Source organism: Pseudomonas sp. R11F (genome assembly GCF_050312575.1).
Lineage (GTDB): Bacteria > Pseudomonadota > Gammaproteobacteria > Pseudomonadales > Pseudomonadaceae > Aquipseudomonas > Aquipseudomonas palleroniana.
In genome coordinates this window covers 78,337-98,914 of the sequence record NZ_JBNPJU010000057.1, presented here as the reverse complement: position 1 = coordinate 98,914, position 20,578 = coordinate 78,337, and the positions used below count along the sequence as shown (strand labels likewise).

Genomic DNA, 20,578 nt, shown 5'->3' with positions numbered 1-20,578 from the left:
GTCGCCGGCTTCAGCTCATCGATAGAACGCGAGTCATGGCCTGGTCGTCTTCCTTGGCGCTGTTCATCATCTTGATGTGCAGCTCGAATTGTTTGGAAAGCGCCAGCACCGAGGTCATCTCTTCCACCGCATTGACGTTGCTCGCCTGCAGGAAACCCGAGGTCAGCCTGACGTTCGCGTCAGCCTGGGCCGGCTTGCCGTCCTTGGTGTGGATGGTGCCATCGAGGGCCTTGGTCATGTTCTTGAGGTCGGGCTGAACCATCTTGATACGGTCTACTTCCGCCATCACCCGTGGGCCTTCGCCCATGGCGCGGATACTGATGGTGCCATCGGCGCCCACTTCGATTTTCTGTTGGGGCGGCACGGCAATCGGGCCACCGTTGCCCATGATCGGCATACCGTTGCCGGCCCGCAGCACGCCCAGCGCATCCACATTCATGCTGGCGCTGCGCACGTAGGCTTCGCCGCCATCCGGGGTTTGCACGGCCATCCAGCCGTCGCCGCTGACGGCCACATCCAAGTCGCGGCCGGTTTCGATCATGGCGCCCGGGGAAAAGTCGGTGGCAGGCCGCTCGGTCATCGCAAATGCCCGTGCGGGAAAGCTGTCACCGAACACCGGCATCGAACGCGCCTGCTCCAGGTCACGTTGGAAACCATTGGTGGAAATGTTCGCCAGGTTGTTGGCATGGGCCTTCTGCGCCAGTGCATTCTGGCTGGCGCCGGTCATTGCCACATAAAGGTACTTGTCCACGCTCTTTCCTCTTTCTGACGGACGCTTGCCGCCCACCGCTGTACTGACGAGGCTTAAGCAATTTGCGAACCAACTTTTAAAAAGAACCTGAAGTCCAGGCGGGGCGGGGGTTTTCGGGGGTGTCTTTAAAATTCAGGATCAGGGAATAGTCGGAAAAACGGCGGACTTATGCCGCCTGCGGCAAGCGCCGGTCTTATCGGCGATAGAGATCAAATGTGGGAGCGGGCTTGCTCGCGAATGCAGTAGACCTGTCACACATGTACTGACTGACACTCCGCATTCGCGAGCAAGCCCGCTCCCACATTTCTGACGGGGTTTTGTCAGTGAGTTATTTGTCGGACTTGAGGATTTCGTAATCACGCAGCTTATTGGCGATGGTGGTGTGAGACACCCCCAGACGCTTGCCCAATTGCCGGCTGCTGGGGTGCTCGGCGTACAGGCTTTCCAGCACCGCCTTCTCGAACCGCCCGACGATCTCTTCCAGGCCGCCGTCCAGGGAAAAATCGCCAAGCGGCTGACGCACGCCGTAGTCCGGCAAACGAATGTGCTCGGCCTTGACCGTGCCGCCATCACACAACGACACCGCCTGGAACAACACGTTTTCCAGCTGCCGCACGTTACCCGGCCAATGGTAGTGACTGAGGCGATCCATGGCTGCCGGCGCCAACTTAGGCAATGCACAGCCGATTTGCCGGCTGGCCTGATCGAGGAAGTGCTCGACCAACGGCGCCAGGCCATCAAGGCATTCGCGCAAGGGCGGGATGTGCAGGGACAGCACGTTGAGACGGTGGTAAAGGTCCTGGCGGAACTCGCCGCGCGCGCATAACTCGGACAAGTCCACCTGGGTGGCGCAGATCACACGCACATCCAGGTACACCTCCTCATCACTGCCTACACGGCGGAAGCAACCGTCCTGCAAAAACCGCAGCAACTTCACCTGCAAGCGCGCACTCATTTCCCCCACCCCGTCGAGAAACAGCGTACCGCCGGCCGTCAACTCCAACAGCCCCAACTTACCCTCGGCCCGTGCGCCTTCAAACGCACCAGGCCCGTAGCCGAACAGCTCGGTCTCGGCCATCGACTCCGGCAGGCCTGCGCAATTAAGCGCCATCAACGGCGACTGCCCACGCGGGCTCGCCAGGTGGCAAGCACGGGCCAGCAGTTCTTTACCGGTGCCGGTTTCCCCTTCTATTAATAGCGGTGCATCCAACGGCGCCATGCGCCGGGCTTCACGCACCACCGCAGCCATGACCTTGGAGCTCTGGAAAATACTGTCGAAGCCGCGCAGTTCCTGCTTGCGCACGTTGTAGATGCGTTCACCGACGCGGTCGGCACGGTGCAGAGTCAACACCGCACCGGCCATGGCCTCGCTGTCATCGTGCTCGGACGATTGCAGCGGTGCGATGTCCGCCAGAAACACGTCACCCTTGACCTTGACCCGCAGGCCGTTGATCCGCGACTTGCTGGCGCGCACCAACTCCGGCAGATCGAAGTCTTCGGCATAACGCGACAACGGAATCCCCGGCACCTCGTCCACCCGCACCCCGAGCAACTGCGCGGCGGCGCGGTTGGCGGCAACGATGGAACCGCCCATGTCGATCGACAACACCGGAAACTCCAGGGCGCCGAGCAGCGCGTTGAGTTCCATGTGCCGCCGTTCGCTGGGCATCAGCCCGACGCGCTTGACCCCGAACACCCCGGCTATCGCCTCGAATTGCGGACGCAGCGCCTGGAATTGCATGTTCACAAGGTTGGGGCAAAACAGATAGATCGCGTTGCCATGCTCACCGCCGACTTCGCCCTTGGCGACGTTGACGCCGTACTCTACCAGCAGGTTGAGAATGTCCCGCAGGATGCCGATACGGTTCTGGCAGTGCACTTTGATACGCATGAAAGGGCTCGAAAAGTGGGAAGGCGCCGCGTCTTTTTGTCACTGGGCGCAGATTGTCGTCAAGATTATGTGACACCTTGCGCACGTTTCACAGCCCAGCGCAAAGATTAGCCCTACAGCCGTAACGAATACTTTACGAAAACCGGTATATTTTCCTACGCATCACCGCTGAAGGTAGGTGGAATCCAACGCCCAGCGGGTTATCAATAGCTCATCGCAGGACATAACAAGAACGAATGCCTAGCAGGAGAGCCGTATGAAGCAGACGCAATACGTGGCCCGCGAGCCCGATGCGCAAGGTTTTATCCACTACCCGCCGGAAGAACACGCGGTGTGGAACACCCTGATCACGCGCCAGTTGAAAGTGATCGAGGGCCGCGCCTGCCAGGAATACCTGGACGGCATCGACAAGCTCGGTCTACCGCTGGATCGCATCCCGCAACTGGGTGAGATCAACCAAGTGCTGGCCGCAACCACCGGCTGGCAAGTCGCCCGCGTACCGGCATTGATCCCCTTCCAGACCTTCTTCGAACTGCTCGCCAGCAAGCAGTTTCCAGTGGCGACCTTTATTCGTACCCGTGAAGAACTGGACTACCTGCAAGAGCCGGATATCTTCCACGAGATCTTCGGCCACTGCCCGCTGCTGACCAACCCCTGGTTCGCCGAATTCACCCACACCTACGGCAAGCTCGGCCTGGCGGCCACCAAAGAGCAACGGGTATACCTGGCGCGCCTGTACTGGATGACCATCGAGTTCGGCCTGGTAGACACGCCGCAAGGCCGACGTATCTACGGGGGTGGCATTCTGTCTTCGCCCAAGGAGACGGTGTACAGCCTGTCGGACGAGCCCGAGCATCAAGCCTTCGACCCGCTGGAGGCCATGCGCACCCCCTACCGTATCGACATCCTGCAACCGCTGTATTTCGTACTGCCTGAGCTCAAGCGCCTGTTCGAAGTGGCGCAGGAAGACATCATGGCCATGGTCGAGCGCGGGATGCAGTTGGGACTGCATGCGCCGAAATTCCCGCCCAAGCCCAAGGCTGCGTGAACCTCATCGATTAAGGCCAGGTGAGTCTGTTCCCTGGCCCCGCGTTGCTTTAGGGTGACGCTACTGACCTTCAAACATTCGAATTCAGGACACCCCCATGACCAACTTGAACCAAGCCCACTGCGAAGCCTGCCGCGCCGACGCCCCGCAAGTCAGCGATGAAGAGCTGCCGGTACTGATCAAGCAGATCCCCGACTGGAACATCGAAGTCCGCGACGGTGTGATGCAGCTGGAAAAGGTTTTCCTGTTCAAGAACTTCAAGTTCGCCCTCGCCTTCACCAATGCCATGGGTGAAATCTCCGAAGCCGAAGGCCATCACCCAGGCTTGCTTACCGAGTGGGGCAAAGTCACCGTGACCTGGTGGAGCCACTCCATCAAGGGCCTGCACCGCAACGACTTCATCATGGCCGCACGCACTGACGAAGTGGCCAAGACTGCCGAGGGCCGCAAGTAATGCACTTCGATGCCATTGGCCGCGTGCCCGGCGACCCGATCCTCGGACTGATGGACCTGTACGCCCAGGACACCCACCCGAACAAGTTCGACTTGGGCGTGGGCGTCTATAAGGACGACCAGGGCCTGACGCCGATCCCTCATTCGGTCAAGCTGGCCGAGCAACGCCTGGTGGACACGCAGACCACCAAGACCTACATCGGCGGGCACGGCAACCCTGCGTTCGGCAGCCTGATCAGCGAGCTGGTGCTGGGCGCCGATTCCCCGCTGATCCGCGAACGCCGCGCCGGCGCCACCCAGACCCCAGGTGGCACCGGTGCCCTGCGCTTGAGCGCCGACTTTATCGCCCACAGCCTGCCCGGTCGCGGCGTGTGGCTGAGCAACCCGACCTGGCCGATCCACGAAACGATCTTCGCCAAGGCCGGGATCAAGGTCAGCCATTACCCCTATGTGGGCACTGACAATCGCCTGGATGTGCAGGCGATGCTCGCCACCCTGTCGACTGTGCCCAAAGGCGACGTCGTGCTGCTGCACGCCTGCTGCCATAACCCGACCGGGTTCGACCTGTCCCAGGAGGATTGGCGCCAGGTGCTGCAGATCGTGCGCGAGCGCCACTTGCTGCCACTGATCGACTTCGCCTACCAGGGCTTCGGCGACGGCCTGGAGCAGGACGCCTGGGCAGTGCGGCTGTTTACCGCCGAGCTGCCTGAGGTACTGATCACCAGTTCCTGCTCGAAGAACTTCGGCCTGTATCGCGACCGTGTCGGCGCCTTGATCGTGTGCACGGCAGACGCCGAGAAACTCACGGATGTGCGCAGCCAACTGGCGAATATCGCACGCAACCTATGGTCGACGCCGCCGGATCATGGTGCGGCAGTGGTCGCGACCATCCTGGGTGACGCTGAACTTAAAAAGGTGTGGAGCGACGAAGTCGAAGCCATGCGCTCGCGGATTGCCCATTTGCGCGCGGGCTTGGTCGAGGCATTGGCGCCCCATGGCTTGGCCGAGCGGTTTGCGCATATCGGCGCGCAGCGCGGGATGTTTTCCTATACCGGCTTGAATGCCGAACAGGTGAAACAACTGCGCGAGAAGCACAGCGTGTACATGGTGAGTTCGGGGCGTGCCAGCGTTGCAGGGATTGATGCCAAGCGGCTGACCCTGTTGGCCCAGGCCATCGCCGACGTTTCCAACTGAAGAAACCTTGACTGAAAATGTGGGAGGGGGCTTGCTCCCGATGGCGGTCTTTCAGCAACTGAAGTGCTGACTGACACAGAGCTATCGGGGGCAAGCCCCCTCCCACATTCGGACTGGGTCGAACACTAGCCGGCAACCATCTCGGCTTTGAGCTGCGCCTCTTTCGCCTGCGCATCCGCCAAGCGGTACAACTCGATACTCCCATCCCAGTGCTCGATCAACGCCGTACACGACTCTACCCAGTCCCCGCAGTTGAGGTAGTCCACCTCGCCCACCTTGCGAATTTCGGCATGATGAATATGCCCGCACACCACGCCATGCAGCTCGCGCCGGGTCACTTCGTGGGCAATCGCTTCTTCGAAATCGCTGATAAAACTCACCGCCGTCTTGACCTTATGCTTGAGGTACGCCGACAGCGACCAGTAGCCATAGCCATACCGCGCGCGCCAGTGGTTGAGCCAGCGGTTCAGGGTCAGGGTAAATTCGTAGGCCGAGTCGCCGAGGAACGCCAGCCAGCGGTGGTAACGGGTGATCACGTCAAACTGATCGCCGTGGATCACCAGCAAATGGCGACCATCAGCGGTCACATGCACCGCTTCATCCACCAGTTGGATATTGCCCAGGATCAGCTTGGAATAGCGGCGCAGGAATTCGTCGTGGTTGCCGGTGACGTAAATCACCTCGGTGCCGCGCTTGGCCATGGTCAGCAGGCGCCGGATCACATTGGTATGGGCCTGGGGCCAATACATGCCGCCGCGCATCTTCCAGCCGTCGATGATGTCGCCGACCAGGTACACCTTATCGGCGTGGTACCCCTTGAGGAACTGCGACAGGTGTTCGGCCTGGCAATCCCGGGTGCCCAGGTGCACGTCGGAAATCCATAGGGTACGAACCCGTTGTTTGCGGCTGGGTCTGGCGAACTCGGCACTGGTCATGGGCATCCCTCGACGGTGTTTTCGCGAGCTTGCGCCCTCGCGATTAATAGCCCATGACAGCTTTGCGTCAGTGCGATGACAGCGCCGGGCACCTGCGAAGCGTTGTAGACTGCGCACTTGTTGCTCTGGAGACCGCGATGAGACCGTCCCTCACGCTGCGCCACTACGTCGAAGCCCCCCTCGCCCACAGCCATGACCATGCGCAATTGGTGTTCGGCCTGTCCGGGCATTTGGACCTGGAGGTGGATGGCCGTGGCAGCCAGGTGCACGAAAGCAGCGTGATGGTGCTGCCCTTCAACGCCCATCATGCCTGCGGCAGTCGCGACGGCAGCCGCTGCCTGGTGCTGGATGTGCCGACTGAGCACTGGCTGCTGCAATCTCTGGGCGAACACGCCGATGCCAGCCGCCGCCTGCTGGATCAACCGACGCGCCTGGCGCTGGATGCCCGGCAAAACCAGTTGGTGCAATGGCTGGCCCACAGCCCGGTGGAAGACCCGTTGATTGTCCAGCAAGGCGCCGTGTTGCTGCTCGCCAGCCTCAATCATCCGCAGGCCCAGCCCTTGCCTGGCCGGCGCCTGCCGTATGCAGCGTTCAATGCGCATATCGAGCGGCACGTCGCGCATCCCCTGCAAGTGGCGGACCTTGCGCGAATTGCCGAGCTGTCGGTGGCGCGCCTGCATGCACGCTTCATGGCCGAATGCGGGCAGACGCCGATGGACTACATTCGCACCCGCCGCCTGCAGAAGGCGTTGAAGCTGCTGCGCGAGACCGTGCTGCCTATCGGAGAAATCGCTGATTGCGTCGGCTACAGCTCACAAAGTGCGTTTGCCGCCGCGATGTTGCGGGAGTTCGGCGCATCGCCCGGCAGGTTGCGTCGCTCATCCTAAGGAAGAGCCTTGCGATAAAAATCGCGAGCCGCACGACAGACGCCCCCCTCGGCAACCCTCTAGACTGCGTTTCTGTTACCCGTCGGTTCAAAGGATCGCAATGACTCCCCGCTCAGCCCTCGGCGCCCTGCATATTGGCGCATTGATGTTTGGCCTCACCGGTGTTTTCGGCAAACTGGCGGCCGCCTCGCCGGCCATCATCGTGTTTGGCCGTGCCGTGTTTGCCGTGATCGCCCTGGCCCTCTTCGCGCGGCTTGCCAGCAACACAGCCTGGAAAAGCCTGGAGCTGCGCGACTGGCGTCGCTTGCTGGTCAGCGGCGTGCTGCTGGCGGCGCATTGGGTGACCTTTTTCATGGCGGTCAAGGTGGCGGGGGTCGCCGTGGCGACCTTGGGGTTTACCGCATTCCCGGCGTTTACAGTGATCCTCGAAGGGTTGATCTTCCGCGAGCGCATTCGCCCCAGTGAATGGCTGCTGGTCGCGCTGGTCAGCGTTGGCCTGGTGCTGGTGACGCCGGACTTCAACCTCGCCAGCGAAGCCACGGGCGGGTTGCTGTGGGGCATTGCCTCCGGCCTGCTGTTTTCCCTGTTGTCACTGAACAACCGCGCCAGTTCCGGGCGGATTCCTGCGGTACAGGCGGCGCTGTGCCAAAACATGGTGGTAGCCGCCTGCCTGTTGCCCGTGGCCGCGCCAGGACTGGCGGATGTGCGCGCCATCGACTGGCTCTGGATCGGACTGCTGGGCGTGTTCTGTACCGGCGTGGCCCACAGCCTGTTCGTCGCCAGCCTCGCCGTCATCAAGGCGCGCACCGCCTCGGTGGTATTCGCCATGGAGCCGGTCTACGGCATCACCGTGGCCTGGTTGCTGTTTGCCGAGACCCCAACGCTGCGCATGCTGCTGGGCGGTGCGCTGATCATCGCCGCCATCGTGCTCTCCGGCTTGATGGGCAGCGCCAGCCAGGCCAAGCAGCCCGCGGCTACGGCCTGATCTATACTTCAAACATCCGCAACAGTCGGTAGTCGTTCAACGGATAAAAGACACCTCGACGACAGCCATGGCCGTTTCTGAAGTTGCTGCACGCGAGTGGTCACTCCCTTTACGCGATGCAGGGGTTTCACCATGGAAATGTTCATCAGTTTATTGGTTCAGATCATCAGCGGTGCCATCGGCGGCAACCTGGCCGGCATGACCCACCAGAGCCTCGGCAGTACCGGGCTCAACTCAATGGTTGGCGGCTTGGGCGGGCTGGTACTCGGCCAGTTGCTCTCCTGGCTGCTTGGCGCACCGGCAGGCGACGCGCTGAACGTTGCGGCGCTCGGCAGCAACATCGTCGGGAGTGGCTTCGGCGGCCTGGTGCTGACGTTTATCATCGGTTTCATCAAGAACAAAATGGCTGCCAAATAGCAGCGCCACGCGGGGTCACCGTTCGTAGGTGGCGGTGGCCTCGGTATTCAGGATGCCCGATCGTTATGGCCCAGGTCGCGTTGTGGGTCGATCTGGTCGCGTACGCGCTGCTTGAGTACCTTGGCCTCCGGGAAGCCCCCATCCACCTTGCGCTCCCAGATCTGCACGCCCTCACAGGTGATGCGAAAAACGCCGCCGGTGGCCGGCTCCAGCACCACACGCCCCAGGTCGTCGGCGAAGGTGCTCAACAACTCCTGGGCCAGCCATGCCGCGCGCAACAGCCACTGACACTGGGTGCAATAGGTGATGACGATCTCGGGTTTGCTTGCAGACATAATTTGAGAGGTTCCTGACGTAACGGGCTCGGAAGATCGAGTGGCTATAATACCGACCTTTATCGCCCAGCCTTGAGATTCATGATGCGCCGCCTGCTGTCTTGTCTGTTTCTATGTCTGCTCCCCCTCCTCGCCAACGCCGTTGAGACGCCCCGCCCCAAGATCGGCCTGGTGTTGTCCGGCGGTGCCGCCCGTGGCCTGGCGCATATCGGCGTGCTCAAGGCACTGGAGGAACAAGGGATCCAGATCGATGCGATTGCCGGCACCAGCATGGGCGCAGTGATTGGTGGGCTTTACGCATCAGGCTATAAAATCGATGAGCTGGAAAAGCTCGCGCTCGATATCGATTGGCAACAGGCACTGTCCGATGCACCCCCACGGGAAGATGTGCCGTTTCGCCGTAAACAGGATGATCGCGACTTCCTGGTCAAGCAGAAGCTCAGTTTTCGCGACGACGGCAGCCTTGGCCTGCCACTGGGCGTGATCCAGGGCCAGAACCTGGCGTTGTTGCTGGAAAGCATGTTTGCCCACACCAGCAACATCCGCAATTTCGACAAACTGCCCATTCCTTTCCGTGCCGTGGCCACCGACATCACCACCGGCGAGAAAGTGGTGTTCAACAAAGGCCACCTGCCTCAGGTGATACGCGCCAGCATGTCGATCCCTGCGGTGTTCGCCCCCGTGGAACTGGACGGCCGGCTGCTGGTGGACGGCGGCATGACCGACAACATCCCGCTGGATGTGGCGCGAGAAATGGGCGTCGACATTGCCATCGTGGTGGACATTGGCACCCCGCTACGCTCACGCAAGCAACTGGCGACGGTGGTAGATGTACTCAACCAATCCATCACGCTGATGACTCGGCGAAACTCCGAAGAGCAACTCAAGGCCCTGCATCCCAAGGATGTACTGATCCAGCCGCCGCTGGCGGCCTACGGGGTGACGGATTTCGGTCGCGCCAGGGACATGATCGATGCCGGCTACCGCGCCACTCGTGCCCTCGACGTCCGTCTGGCCCACCTGCGCCCCGCAGCGCCCGTGGACCCGCAACTGGTGAGTGCCCGCACACCGGGCGAACGCACGCCGATCATCACCGCGATCCAAGTGGAGAACGACTCGAAAATCAGCGATGACGTGATTCGCTACTACATCCGCCAAGCCTTGGGTGAACCGCTGAACCTGGGTCGCCTGCAAGCGGACATGGGCACTTTGTACGGCCTGGACTACTTCGAGCAGGTGCAGTACCGCGTGGTCAAGAAAGGTCACGACAACACCCTGGTGATCAGCGCACGGGGCAAGCGCAGCGGCACCGACTACCTGCGCCTGGGCTTGAACCTGTCGGATGACCTGCGCGGTGACAGTGCCTTCAACCTCGGCGCCAGCTACCGCATGAATGGCATCAACCGGCTTGGCGCCGAATGGCTGACACGGCTACAGATCGGCGATCGCCAAGAGTTGTACAGCGAGTTCTACCAGCCAATGGACACCGGCTCACGGTATTTCATCGCGCCTTATGTCAGGGCCCAGGCGCAGAACGTTGAACTGATTCTGGACAACGACCCCATCTCCGAATATCGCCTGGAGCGTTACGGTTTCGGCCTGAACGTAGGGCGGCAGATCGGCAACAGCGGCGAGATCCGCTTCGGCGTCGGGGAAGCCTGGGGCAAGGCGGACGTGCGCATCGGTGACCGGGACCTGCCGAGCGTAAGTTTCAGCGAAGGCTTCTATGAACTGAAGTACTCGTTCGACTCCCTGGATAACGTGTACTTCCCCCACTCCGGCGAAGACATCGGCCTGGCCATCCGCGAATTCGAGCCCGGCCTGGGTTCGGACCAACGCTACCGTCAATGGGAATTCAAGCTGGACAAAGCCATGAGCCACGGCCCGGACACGCTGATACTGGGTGGGCGTTATGGACGCACCCTGGATAAATCCGATGTAGTGATTTCCAGCTTCCTGCTCGGTGGCGCACGACAACTGTCGGGCTTTCGCGAGGATGCTATCTCGGGCCAGAACATCGCCCTGATGCGGGCAGTGTACTTCCGCCGCCTGACGCCGCGTTCATACCTGCCGCTGGACTTCCCGCTGTACCTCGGCGCGTCAGTGGAACGCGGGCGGGCGTGGAACAACGACAACCAGTTCGACAGCGGGTACATCAACGCCGCGAGCGTTTTCCTCGGGTTTGATACACCGCTGGGGCCGCTGAATTTCAGCTATGGGTTCAATGATGACAAGCAGCAGGCGGTATACCTGAACCTTGGGCAAACCTTCTAGCTGTGTAGTGAGCGGGCTTGCCCCGCGCTGGGTGGCGAAGCCGCCCCAAACCCAGGCACCTCGGCCTCACTGCAACACCGCAGCGGTCTTGTTGGGGCGGCTGCGCCACCCAGCGCGGGGCTTGCCCTAATGCCAGTCAGTTAAGGCTTAACGCTGTCACTGTGGGAGGGGGCTTGCTCCCGATAGCGGTGGGTCAGTCGATAAACTGCTGACTGGCACACCCTCATCGGGAGCAAGCCCCCTCCCACAAGTTATTCATCGTCCATTCTATCGCTTAACTGACTGGCATAGAGCAAGCCCGCTCACTACAGCCGGGTCAGGACTTTTCCAGGTTCGCCAGGATGTGCCCATGTACACGCATGCATACGCGCATGTCCTCTTCATCCACGCCCACAAACAGTTCATGGCGCAAGGCCGTGGCGATGGTTTCGATCTGATCGATCAGCGGCCGGGCGCTATCGCACAGCAAGATGCGCTTGGCGCGGCGGTCTTCCAGCACCGCCTGGCGCTGGACCAAGCCCTGGCTTTCCAGGCTGTCGAGCAGGCGCGCCAGGGTCGGCCCTTCTACCCCGACGCTTTGTGCCAGCTCACGCTGGGTGGGAGCTTCTTCAAAACGGGCCAGGTGCAACAGCACCAGCCAACGCGCCTGGGACAAGCCCAGCCCCGCCAGGCGACGGTCCAGTTCGGCGCGCCAACCTCGGGACATTTGCGCCAACTGCATGCCAAAACGGTGTTGATCGGTTAACGGCATAAAAAACTCATGATTTAGACTGAAAATAAAGTGTGGCTAATTATTAGTCAGCTAAGCATGAGCCATGCCAGTAGGCAAGCCTCGCTATGTACTGATTCGTTACATTGTCGCAATTGGCACACTAAATCTCGAATTCAGACTGCAAAGCGGCACGCACACAGTACAGAACACCCTCCGGTACACGCCCGATAAACAGCGGCGCAATTTCAGCAACCGATGGCAACTCGCCTTCACCGTCCAGGAACGCATCCTGGATTTCACCGAGCAAATCTTCCGGCAAATCAAGGGCCTGCTCCAACGACAATTGCTGCTTGCCGATGGACTCGGCGAGCAAGGTATAGACGTTCTTTTCCGAACACTGCAACTGCCCGGCGATCTGAATCGGGGTCATCCCGGCACGGGCCAGGCTGATCAGCTCATGGCGAATATCGGTGACTTCCTTCGGCGCTTCGGCCTCGCCACCGAGCACTTCCAGGAAAGCCTGGCCATAACGCTCCAGCTTGCGCGCACCGACGCCGCTGACCCTCGCCATTTCGGCCAGGGTGGTGGGTTGCTCACGCAGCATTTCCAGCAACGTGGAGTCGGGGAAAATGACATAAGGCGGCACGCTGTGTTCCTGCGCCAGTTTGCGGCGCAGGGTACGCAAGGCTTCCCATTGCTCGCGCTCCTCGCCACGCACCAGTTGGCTGGCCTGGCTGGTACTGCTCTTGGCGGTGGCCTGCGGCTTGAGGTCGCGGCGCAGCTCAAGGCTCACTTCGCCCTTGAGCAACGGCCGGCAGCTGTCGTTCAAACGCAGGCCGCCGAAACCCTCAATGTCGATATCCACCAGGCCACGCGCAACCATCTGACGAAACAACGAACGCCACTCGCCTTCGGCACGCGCCTTGCCGACACCGTAGACCGAAAGTTTCTCGTGCCCGAAGCTGCGTATCTTTTCGTTGTCCTTGCCCAGCAATACATCCACCAGATGGCCCACGCCATAACGCTGGCCGGTTCGGTAGATGGCGGACAGGCCCTGACGCGCCGGCTCGGTAGCATCCCAGGTCTGCACCCCATCCACGCAATTGTCGCAATGGCCGCACGGCTGCGGCATGTCTTCGTCGAAATAGGCGAGCAGCGTCTGGCGGCGGCAGCGGGTCTCTTCACACAGCGACAGCATGGCGTCGAGCTTGTGCTGCTCCAGGCGCTTGTGGCGCTCATCGCCTTCGGAGTTCTGCAGCATCTGCTTGAGCATCACCACATCTTGCAGACCGTAGGCCATCCAGGCATCCGCCGGCAGGCCATCACGGCCGGCACGACCGGTTTCCTGGTAATACGCCTCGAGGGATTTGGGCAGGTCCATATGAGCCACGAAGCGCACGTTGGATTTGTCGATGCCCATGCCGAACGCGATGGTTGCCACCATGATCAGGCCTTCCTCGTTGAGGAAGCGCTTCTGGTGGTAAGCCCGCAAATCGTTGGGCAGGCCGGCGTGGTACGGCAGCGCCGGGTAGCCTTGCTCACACAGGAACGCCGCCACCTCATCGACTTTTTTGCGCGACAGGCAGTAGACAATGCCCGCATCGCTGCGCCGCTCGGACAGGAATGCCAGCAGTTGCTTGCGCGGCTGCTCCTTGGGCACGATGCGGTAGAAAATATTCGGCCGATCGAAACTCGACAGGAAACGCTCGGCGTTCTGCAGGTGCAGACGCTCGACGATTTCTTCGCGGGTACGTTTATCGGCGGTGGCGGTCAGGGCGATACGCGGCACGTCGGGGAACAGCTCGGCCAATTGGCCCAACTGCAAATATTCACGGCGAAAATCATGACCCCATTGCGACACGCAGTGAGCTTCATCGATGGCGAACAGGGCAATTTCCAGGCTCTGCAGGAAGGCCAGCATGCGCGGCTGCACTAGCCGCTCGGGAGCCAGGTAGAGCATCTTCACTTCGCCACGCCGGATACGAGCCGCCAGGTCGCGCTGCTGTTCGGCGCTGAGGGTGGAGTTCAAGGACGCGGCGGCGACGCCGAGTTCTTCGAGCGTGGCGACCTGGTCATCCATCAAGGCGATCAACGGCGACACCACCACCGCCAGGCCGTTGCGCAACAAGGCCGGCACCTGGAAGCACAATGATTTGCCGCCACCGGTAGGCATCAGCACCAGGGCGTCGCCGCCACTGGCCACGCGCTCAATGATCGCACCCTGGCGGCCACGAAAACTTTCGTAGCCGAAGATGTCCTTGAGGACGCGTTGAGCCTGCTCGAGCATGTAAAACTCCAAAATAGTGCCGAAATCCCTCTGTACAGGCTGGCCGAGAAAAGACGATTTCACGGAAAATAATCCGTAAGCGAAGTTTTCTCGGAGGGGCGCTTGGCCTGCGGGGCATCACAAAACGCGGCAGTATACCCGAGCGTTATCCGGCAAAGGGGGCGTCTGACGAATAGTCCCGTCGCTCTACCCCGGCAGCCAAACCCGGTAAATGTGGCGTTGCGGCTGGCCTGGGCGCTCAAGAAGGCCTAGAATTCAGCATCGTTTATTCCCAAGGTAGTCCTTCAATGTCCTTCGCTGAGCAACTAACCCGCCTGCAAGCCTTCCTCGACGCCGATGAGCTGCATGACGAGGCGCTGGACTACGTGGCCGCCCACGGTTACCTGACCGCCCTGTCGATCTGCGCCGATGTCGTGCCTGACCGTGAATGGATCGACGCGCTGTTCGCCGAAGAGCCGCACTACAAGGATGCCGCCCAACGCGAGGAAATCGAATCCACGCTGATCGCCCTCAAGGCCCACATCAGCCGCCAACTGGCCTCCGACGAAGAGTTCGAGCTGCCATGCGACCTCGACCTGGGCGATGAGCCGGATGACTCCGACCTGCGCGGCTGGTGCATCGGGTTCATGGAAGGCGTGTTCCTGCGCGAAGCCGCATGGTTCGAGACCGCCGAGGAAGAAGTCAGCGAAATGCTGCTGCCGATCATGGTCGGTTCCGGGCTGTTTGAAGAAGAAGCCGAGTTTTCCGATATCGCCGCCGACGCCAACCTGATGGACGACATGATCGTACAGATCCCGGAAGCCCTGACCGCCCTGTACCTGCTGTGCAACGCGCCTGACGAAAAACCGGCGATCCTCAAGCCACGTCATCACTGAGTCGTTTGCCCATGCCCCCCATGGGCAATCGCTCGCTGCTCCTGCGCTACGCACTGCTGGCCATCGGCTGGCTCAGCGTAGCGCTGGGAGTGATCGGTATCTTCCTGCCGGTGTTGCCGACCACCCCCTTCCTGCTCCTCGCCGCCGCCTGCTTCGCCCGAAGCTCCCCGCGTTTCTATCAGTGGCTGGTGGAACACCCGCGCCTGGGCCCATGGATTCGTGACTACCTGGACGGCAATGGCATTCCGCTCAAGGGCAAGGTCTACGCCATCGGCTTGATGTGGCTGAGCATCGGTTTTTCCTGCTACCTCGTCCCTTTGCCCTGGGCACGTGGATTCATGCTGACCAGCGCGGTGCTGGTAACGATCTATATTCTGCGCCAGAAGACCCTGCCACCCCGCGACACCAAGTCGCGCTCAGACCTTGGTCGACACTGACTAACCCCAAACATCATGCGAGACTGTCCAGCCGGGCCTGGAATGCCCGGGTGTTCTCAGTTTCGGAGTTACCATGACGCTGTCCAGCGGGCTAATCGCCGCCGTTGCCATGGCCTATATGGCCATTATGTTTGCCATCGCTTTTTACGGCGATCGCCGCCACGCGCCTTTGCCGCCGCGCATGCGTGCCTGGGTGTACAGCCTGTCGCTGGCCGTTTACTGCACCAGCTGGACCTTCTTCGGCGCCGTAGGCCAGGCCGCCGAACAATTGTGGGCGTTTTTACCGATTTATCTGGGGCCAGTGCTATTGCTGGTGCTGGCACCCTGGGTGCTGCAGAAGATGATTCTGATCAGCAAGCAGGAAAACATCACCTCCATTGCCGACTTTATCGCCGCGCGCTACGGCAAGTCCCAATCCCTGGCCGTGGTTGTCGCACTGATTTGCCTGGTCGGGGTACTGCCCTATATCGCCCTGCAGCTCAAAGGCATTGTGCTGGGCGTGAACCTGTTGATCGGTTCCGGCCCTGACACCACGGGCACTCGCGCCCAGGACACGGCCTTGGTCGTATCGCTGGTGCTGGCGCTGTTCACCATTGTGTTTGGCACGCGCAACCTCGATGCCACCGAGCACCACCGTGGCATGGTGCTGGCGATTGCCTTTGAATCCCTGGTCAAGCTCTTCGCGTTTCTCGCGGTTGGCGCGTTTGTAACCTACGGCCTGTACGACGGTTTCGGCGACCTGTTCACCCAGGCGGTACTCGCCCCGCGCCTGGAGGAGTACTGGAAAGAGACGATCAACTGGCCGTCGATGGTGGTGCAGACCGGCGTAGCCATGATGGCGATTATCTGCCTGCCCCGGCAGTTCCATGTCACGGTAGTGGAGAACATCGACCCCCAGGATCTGCGCCTGGCCAAGTGGGTGTTTCCGGCTTACTTGATCCTCGCCGCACTGTTCGTGATTCCCATCGCCCTGGGCGGCAAAATGCTGTTGCCCGGCTCGGTATTGCCAGACTCCTACGTGATCAGCCTGCCCATGGCCGAAGCCCATCCGGCCCTCGCGGTACTGGCGTTTATCGGCGGTGCATCGGCCGCCACCGGCATGGTGATCGTCGCCAGCATCGCCTTGTCGACCATGGTCTCCAACGACATGCTGCTGCCATGGCTGCTGCGACGCTCCAGTGCCGAACGGCCATTCGAAGTGTTCCGTCATTGGATGCTGTCGGTACGTCGGGTCAGTATTGTGCTGATCCTGTTGCTGGCCTATGTGAGTTATCGCCTGCTCGGCTCCACCGCAAGCCTGGCCACCATCGGCCAGATCGCTTTTGCGGCCGTCACCCAACTGGCCCCGGCGATGCTCGGCGCGCTGTACTGGAAGCAGGCCAACCGTCGTGGCGTGTTTGCCGGGTTGGCAGCGGGCACTTTCCTGTGGTTTTACACCTTGGTCCTACCGGTTACCGCCAAGAGCCTGGGGTGGTCGCTCAGCCTTTTCCCAGGGCTGACGTGGATGCATTCTCACCCGCTCGGTTTGTCCGTCACGTCGCTGACCCTGGGCACCGTGTTTTCCCTGGCAGGTAACTTCACGCTGTTCGTATGGGTCTCGATGCTGTCGCGTACACGGGTTTCCGAGCATTGGCAGGCCGGGCGATTTGTTGGCCAGGAAATCCACCAGCGCGCCAGCGCTCGCTCCATGTTGTCGGTGCAGATCAGCGACCTGCTCAGCCTCGCTGCACGTTTTGTCGGTGAAGAACGTGCCCAGCAAAGTTTTATTCGCTTTGCCTATCGTCAGGGCAAAGGCTTCAACCCTAACCAGAACGCCGACAATGACTGGATCGCTCATACCGAACGCCTGTTGGCGGGTGTGCTCGGCGCCTCTTCGACGCGCGCCGTAGTAAAGGCTGCGATTGAAGGCCGAGAAATGCAGCTGGAAGACGTCGTACGCATCGCTGACGAAGCCTCCGAGGTCCTGCAATTCAACCGGGCATTGCTGCAAGGCGCGATTGAAAACATCACCCAGGGCATCAGCGTGGTCGACCAGTCGCTGAAGCTGGTGGCCTGGAACCGCCGTTACCTGGAGCTGTTCAACTACCCCGAGGGCTTGATCAGCGTCGGCCGGCCCATTGCCGACATCATTCGCTACAACGCCGAACGTGGCCTGTGCGGCCCCGGCGAAGCGGAAGTGCATGTGGCTCGACGCCTGCACTGGATGCGCCAGGGCCGCGCGCATACGTCCGAACGCCTGTTCCCCAATGGTCGGGTGATCGAGCTGATCGGCAACCCGATGCCCGGCGGTGGGTTTGTCATGAGTTTCACCGACATCACTGCATTCCGCGAAGCCGAACAAGCCTTGACCGAAGCCAACGAGGGCCTGGAGCAACGGGTGACCGAGCGCACCCATGAGCTATCGCAGCTCAATGTCGCGCTTACGGATGCCAAGGGTGTGGCGGAATCCGCCAGCCAGTCGAAGACCCGCTTCCTGGCTGCGGTGAGCCATGACCTGATGCAGCCGCTGAACGCGGCACGACTGTTCTCCGCCGCCCTCTCCCACCAGCACGAGGGCCTGTCCACCGAAGCCCGGCAATTGGTGCAACACCTGGACAGTTCGCTACGTTCCGCCGAGGACTTGATCAGCGACCTGCTGGATATCTCACGCCTGGAAAACGGCAAGATCAATCCGCAGCGCCAGCCCTTTGTCCTCAACGAACTCTTCGACACCCTGGGCGCTGAATTCAAGGCGCTGGCCCAGGAACAAGGCCTGCGTTTCCGGCTGCGCGGCAGCCGGTTGCGGGTCGACAGCGACATCAAGCTGCTACGGCGGATTCTGCAGAATTTTCTCACCAACGCGTTCCGCTACGCCGACGGCCCAGTGCTGCTTGGCGTACGCAGACGCCAGGGCGAGCTGTGCCTGGAAGTCTGGGACCGCGGCCCCGGCATTCCACAGGACAAGCAAAAGGTGATCTTCGAAGAGTTCAAGCGCCTCGACAGCCATCAGACACGTGCCGAAAAGGGGCTGGGCCTGGGCCTGGCGATTGCCGATGGCTTGTGCCGTGTGCTGGGCCATACCCTGAGTGTGCGTTCGTGGCCGGGCAAAGGCAGTGTATTCAGCGTGCGCGTGCCATTGGCGCGCAACCAGGCCAGCCCGCAGCTCAAGGCCACGCAAGACAATGGGCAACCGTTAAGCGGCGCGCAGGTCCTGTGTGTGGACAACGAAGAAAGCATCCTGATCGGCATGCGCAGCCTGCTGACGCGATGGGGTTGCGAGGTGTGGACTGCCACCGACCAGGCGCAATGCGCGGCCCTTCTGGCTGACGGTGTGCGCCCGCAACTGGCGCTGGTGGATTACCACTTGGACCGCGGCGAAACCGGCACCGAACTGATGAGATGGCTGCGCGCACAAATGGCAGAGCCCATCCCCGGAGTCGTGATCAGCGCCGACGGGCGGCCAGAAACGGTGGCCGAGGTGCATGCAGCAGGCTTGGATTACCTGGCCAAGCCGGTCAAGCCGGCGGCATTGCGGGCGCTGCTGAGCCGGCATCTGCCGCTGTAATCAGGCGGCAGAGGCCGTGCGCTTACTCAGGTAAATGCACCACACCATCGGCATCGGTCATCGCCCTCTCGAGCAAATCCGCCGGCAGGCTTTTACTCGCACGCGCACCGAGCAGTTTTAATTGCTCGGTACGGCTGACCAGATTTCCTCGTCCATCCGTCAGCTTGTTTCGTGCCGCACTGTAAGCTTTATCCAACTGTTGCAGACGGTTGCCCACTTCATCCAGGTCCTGGATAAACAGCACGAACTTGTCGTAGAGCCAACCGGCACGCTCGGCAATCTCCCGCGCGTTCTGGCTTTGGCGCTCCTGCTTCCAGAGGCTGTCGATCACACGCAAGGTGGCCAAGAGCGTCGTTGGGCTGACAATTACGATATGACGGTCGAAGGCCTCCTGGAACAGGTTCGGTTCGGCCTGCAATGCGGCGGAAAATGCCGCCTCGATGGGCACGAACAGCAACACGAAATCCAGGCTGTGCAAGCCTTCCAGGCGCTTGTAGTCCTTGTCGGCCAAGCCTTTTACGTGATTGCGCAGGGACAGTACATGCTGCTTCAACGCCGCTTGGCGGATCACCTCGTCATCTGCCGCCACATACTGTTGATAGGCGGTCAGACTGACCTTGGAATCCACCACCACCTGTTTGTCGCCAGGCAACATGATCAGCACATCCGGCTGGAAACGCTCGCCATCCGGGCCTTTGAGGCTGACCTGGGTCTGGTATTCGCGGCCCTTCTCCAGCCCTGCATGTTCCAGTACGCGCTCCAGGATCAGTTCGCCCCAGTTGCCCTGGGTTTTCTGGCCCTTGAGCGCACGGGTCAGGTTGGTGGCTTCATCCGACAGGCGCAGGTTCAGTTGCTGCAGGCGCTCCAGCTCTTTAGCCAGGGAAAAGCGTTCGCGTGCTTCGTTCTGGTAGCTTTCTTCCACGCGCTTTTCAAAGGATTGGATGCGCTCCTTGAGGGGGTCGAGTAATTGACCCAGGCGCTCCTGGCTGGTTTCGGCAAAGCGCTGTTCACGCTCGTCGAAAATCTTGCCGGCAAGTTCAGCGAATTGCGCGCGCAGTTCATCGCGCGAACCTTGCAGATCCGCGAGGCGTTGTTGATGGCTGTCCTGTTGCTCACGCAGCTCGGCACGCAGCGCCGCCGAAAGTGCGTCGAGACGACGCAGTTCGGTGTCCTTGGCATTGCGGTCGAGGTTCCACGCGTGAGCGGCGTCGCGGGCATTATCACGGTCGATCTGCAACAGCTCGACTTCGCGGCGCACGGCGGCGAGCTCGGCTTGCTTGGCGGCATTCGCCTGGCTCAGGTCACTGACCTCATCACGGCTGGCATCCAGCTGGGCGGCAATTCCTTCTTGGGCCAATTGTGCGTTCGCCAAGCGCTCTTCGAGCAATTCCCAGCCGGCCATGCGCGCCGTCAGCCGCCGCTGAATCTGCCAGCACAGCGCCAATAACGGCACTGCTGCACCAGCAAGACCCAAGGCAATACTGGTCCAGTCTAAAACCATAGCCATTTCTGCCTTCACCGAAATAGAGCAAGGTTAACCAAGCACAGGGCAG

17 protein-coding genes are annotated in these 20,578 nt (G+C 61.2%); 10 read left to right on the top strand and 7 right to left on the bottom strand.

What is annotated here, in order from left to right; genetic code table 11:
* Positions 1 to 10: 10 nt before the first annotated feature.
* Positions 11 to 751, bottom strand: a complete 741-nt coding sequence (locus ACQRBV_RS16050) for a flagellar basal body rod protein FlgF (protein ID WP_060756055.1) — start codon at positions 749 to 751, stop codon at positions 11 to 13.
* Between the two features lie 328 nt (positions 752 to 1,079).
* Positions 1,080 to 2,642 carry a sigma-54-dependent transcriptional regulator gene (locus ACQRBV_RS16045; protein WP_244385352.1) on the bottom strand — a complete coding sequence of 521 codons (1,563 nt, stop codon included), beginning with the start codon at positions 2,640 to 2,642 and terminating at the stop codon, positions 1,080 to 1,082.
* A gap of 256 nt (positions 2,643 to 2,898) precedes the next feature.
* On the opposite strand from ACQRBV_RS16045, the gene phhA reads away from it, so the two are divergent.
* The 3 genes from phhA to ACQRBV_RS16030 all read left to right on the top strand — a co-directional run bounded on the left by phhA (position 2,899) and on the right by ACQRBV_RS16030 (position 5,337).
* Positions 2,899 to 3,690 (top strand): phenylalanine 4-monooxygenase, encoded by a 792-nt coding sequence (phhA, locus tag ACQRBV_RS16040; RefSeq protein WP_060756057.1) that lies wholly within the window; start codon positions 2,899 to 2,901, stop codon positions 3,688 to 3,690.
* 97 nt (positions 3,691 to 3,787) lie between these two features.
* Positions 3,788 to 4,144 carry a 4a-hydroxytetrahydrobiopterin dehydratase gene (locus ACQRBV_RS16035; RefSeq protein WP_060756058.1) on the top strand — a complete coding sequence of 119 codons (357 nt, stop codon included), beginning with the start codon at positions 3,788 to 3,790 and terminating at the stop codon, positions 4,142 to 4,144.
* The gene (locus ACQRBV_RS16030; RefSeq protein ID WP_411985155.1) at positions 4,144 to 5,337 is read left to right on the top strand and encodes an amino acid aminotransferase; all 1,194 of its coding nucleotides are present in this window, start codon (positions 4,144 to 4,146) and stop codon (positions 5,335 to 5,337) included. The genes ACQRBV_RS16035 and ACQRBV_RS16030 overlap by 1 nt, the downstream gene beginning before the upstream one ends.
* 125 nt (positions 5,338 to 5,462) lie before the next feature.
* Here the strand turns inward: ACQRBV_RS16030 and ACQRBV_RS16025 are convergent, their stop codons facing one another.
* Positions 5,463 to 6,272, bottom strand: a complete 810-nt coding sequence (locus ACQRBV_RS16025) for a UDP-2,3-diacylglucosamine diphosphatase (RefSeq protein ID WP_060756060.1) — start codon at positions 6,270 to 6,272, stop codon at positions 5,463 to 5,465.
* A 137-nt stretch (positions 6,273 to 6,409) separates the two neighbouring features.
* Between ACQRBV_RS16025 and ACQRBV_RS16020 the strand changes: the two genes are divergently transcribed.
* From ACQRBV_RS16020 to ACQRBV_RS16010, 3 genes are all read left to right on the top strand, one after another.
* Positions 6,410 to 7,159: a helix-turn-helix transcriptional regulator gene (locus ACQRBV_RS16020; RefSeq protein ID WP_104994440.1), complete on the top strand. Its 750-nt coding sequence runs from the start codon at positions 6,410 to 6,412 to the stop codon at positions 7,157 to 7,159.
* A gap of 100 nt (positions 7,160 to 7,259) precedes the next feature.
* Positions 7,260 to 8,144 (top strand): DMT family transporter, encoded by an 885-nt coding sequence (locus ACQRBV_RS16015; RefSeq protein WP_411985156.1) that lies wholly within the window; start codon positions 7,260 to 7,262, stop codon positions 8,142 to 8,144.
* A gap of 132 nt (positions 8,145 to 8,276) precedes the next feature.
* A complete protein-coding gene (locus tag ACQRBV_RS16010; protein WP_060756063.1) occupies positions 8,277 to 8,561 on the top strand; it encodes a hypothetical protein in 285 nt (94 codons plus the stop codon).
* 47 nt (positions 8,562 to 8,608) lie between these two features.
* Here ACQRBV_RS16010 and ACQRBV_RS16005 read toward each other — a convergent pair whose 3' ends face one another.
* The gene (locus ACQRBV_RS16005; protein ID WP_060756064.1) at positions 8,609 to 8,896 is read right to left on the bottom strand and encodes a SelT/SelW/SelH family protein; all 288 of its coding nucleotides are present in this window, start codon (positions 8,894 to 8,896) and stop codon (positions 8,609 to 8,611) included.
* Positions 8,897 to 8,980: 84 nt separating this feature from the next.
* On the opposite strand from ACQRBV_RS16005, the gene ACQRBV_RS16000 reads away from it, so the two are divergent.
* On the top strand, positions 8,981 to 11,170 hold the full coding sequence (locus ACQRBV_RS16000) for a patatin-like phospholipase family protein (protein WP_090369495.1): 2,190 nt from the start codon (positions 8,981 to 8,983) through the stop codon (positions 11,168 to 11,170).
* Positions 11,171 to 11,486: 316 nt separating this feature from the next.
* On the opposite strand, the gene ACQRBV_RS15995 is transcribed toward ACQRBV_RS16000, so the two are convergent.
* Both ACQRBV_RS15995 and recQ read right to left on the bottom strand, forming a co-directional pair.
* Positions 11,487 to 11,921 (bottom strand): MarR family transcriptional regulator, encoded by a 435-nt coding sequence (locus tag ACQRBV_RS15995; protein WP_060756066.1) that lies wholly within the window; start codon positions 11,919 to 11,921, stop codon positions 11,487 to 11,489.
* Positions 11,922 to 12,042: 121 nt separating this feature from the next.
* On the bottom strand, positions 12,043 to 14,169 hold the full coding sequence (gene recQ / locus ACQRBV_RS15990) for a DNA helicase RecQ (RefSeq protein WP_090369493.1): 2,127 nt from the start codon (positions 14,167 to 14,169) through the stop codon (positions 12,043 to 12,045).
* Positions 14,170 to 14,456: 287 nt separating this feature from the next.
* Between recQ and ACQRBV_RS15985 the strand changes: the two genes are divergently transcribed.
* The 3 genes from ACQRBV_RS15985 (at position 14,457) to ACQRBV_RS15975 (ending at position 19,025) form a co-directional block, all read left to right on the top strand.
* Entirely contained in the window at positions 14,457 to 15,044 is a 588-nt protein-coding gene (locus ACQRBV_RS15985; RefSeq protein WP_090369491.1) for a YecA family protein, read from the top strand.
* Positions 15,045 to 15,055: 11 nt separating this feature from the next.
* Positions 15,056 to 15,481: a YbaN family protein gene (locus ACQRBV_RS15980; protein WP_174554033.1), complete on the top strand. Its 426-nt coding sequence runs from the start codon at positions 15,056 to 15,058 to the stop codon at positions 15,479 to 15,481.
* Between the two features lie 73 nt (positions 15,482 to 15,554).
* Positions 15,555 to 19,025, top strand: coding sequence for a hybrid sensor histidine kinase/response regulator (locus tag ACQRBV_RS15975; RefSeq protein ID WP_411985157.1), 3,471 nt, complete (start codon positions 15,555 to 15,557; stop codon positions 19,023 to 19,025).
* 22 nt (positions 19,026 to 19,047) lie between these two features.
* On the opposite strand, the gene rmuC is transcribed toward ACQRBV_RS15975, so the two are convergent.
* Positions 19,048 to 20,526, bottom strand: coding sequence for a DNA recombination protein RmuC (gene rmuC, locus ACQRBV_RS15970; RefSeq protein WP_411985204.1), 1,479 nt, complete (start codon positions 20,524 to 20,526; stop codon positions 19,048 to 19,050).
* Positions 20,527 to 20,578 lie beyond the last annotated feature (52 nt).

Excerpts from the sequence above, each read along its gene's own strand:
- ACQRBV_RS16015 (WP_411985156.1), top strand. The coding sequence starts at position 7,260 with ATGACTCCCCGCTCAGCCCTCGGCGCCCTGCATATTGGCGCATTGATG.
- rmuC (WP_411985204.1), bottom strand. The coding sequence starts at position 20,526 with ATGGTTTTAGACTGGACCAGTATTGCCTTGGGTCTTGCTGGTGCAGCA.
- ACQRBV_RS16000 (WP_090369495.1), top strand. The coding sequence starts at position 8,981 with ATGCGCCGCCTGCTGTCTTGTCTGTTTCTATGTCTGCTCCCCCTCCTC.
- recQ (WP_090369493.1), bottom strand. The coding sequence starts at position 14,169 with ATGCTCGAGCAGGCTCAACGCGTCCTCAAGGACATCTTCGGCTACGAA.
- ACQRBV_RS15980 (WP_174554033.1), top strand. The coding sequence starts at position 15,056 with ATGCCCCCCATGGGCAATCGCTCGCTGCTCCTGCGCTACGCACTGCTG.
- ACQRBV_RS16035 (WP_060756058.1), top strand. The coding sequence starts at position 3,788 with ATGACCAACTTGAACCAAGCCCACTGCGAAGCCTGCCGCGCCGACGCC.
- phhA (WP_060756057.1), top strand. The coding sequence starts at position 2,899 with ATGAAGCAGACGCAATACGTGGCCCGCGAGCCCGATGCGCAAGGTTTT.
- ACQRBV_RS15985 (WP_090369491.1), top strand. The coding sequence starts at position 14,457 with ATGTCCTTCGCTGAGCAACTAACCCGCCTGCAAGCCTTCCTCGACGCC.
- ACQRBV_RS15995 (WP_060756066.1), bottom strand. The coding sequence starts at position 11,921 with ATGCCGTTAACCGATCAACACCGTTTTGGCATGCAGTTGGCGCAAATG.
- ACQRBV_RS16020 (WP_104994440.1), top strand. The coding sequence starts at position 6,410 with ATGAGACCGTCCCTCACGCTGCGCCACTACGTCGAAGCCCCCCTCGCC.
- ACQRBV_RS16025 (WP_060756060.1), bottom strand. The coding sequence starts at position 6,272 with ATGACCAGTGCCGAGTTCGCCAGACCCAGCCGCAAACAACGGGTTCGT.
- ACQRBV_RS16030 (WP_411985155.1), top strand. The coding sequence starts at position 4,144 with ATGCACTTCGATGCCATTGGCCGCGTGCCCGGCGACCCGATCCTCGGA.
- ACQRBV_RS16045 (WP_244385352.1), bottom strand. The coding sequence starts at position 2,642 with ATGCGTATCAAAGTGCACTGCCAGAACCGTATCGGCATCCTGCGGGAC.
- ACQRBV_RS16010 (WP_060756063.1), top strand. The coding sequence starts at position 8,277 with ATGGAAATGTTCATCAGTTTATTGGTTCAGATCATCAGCGGTGCCATC.
- ACQRBV_RS15975 (WP_411985157.1), top strand. The coding sequence starts at position 15,555 with ATGACGCTGTCCAGCGGGCTAATCGCCGCCGTTGCCATGGCCTATATG.
- ACQRBV_RS16005 (WP_060756064.1), bottom strand. The coding sequence starts at position 8,896 with ATGTCTGCAAGCAAACCCGAGATCGTCATCACCTATTGCACCCAGTGT.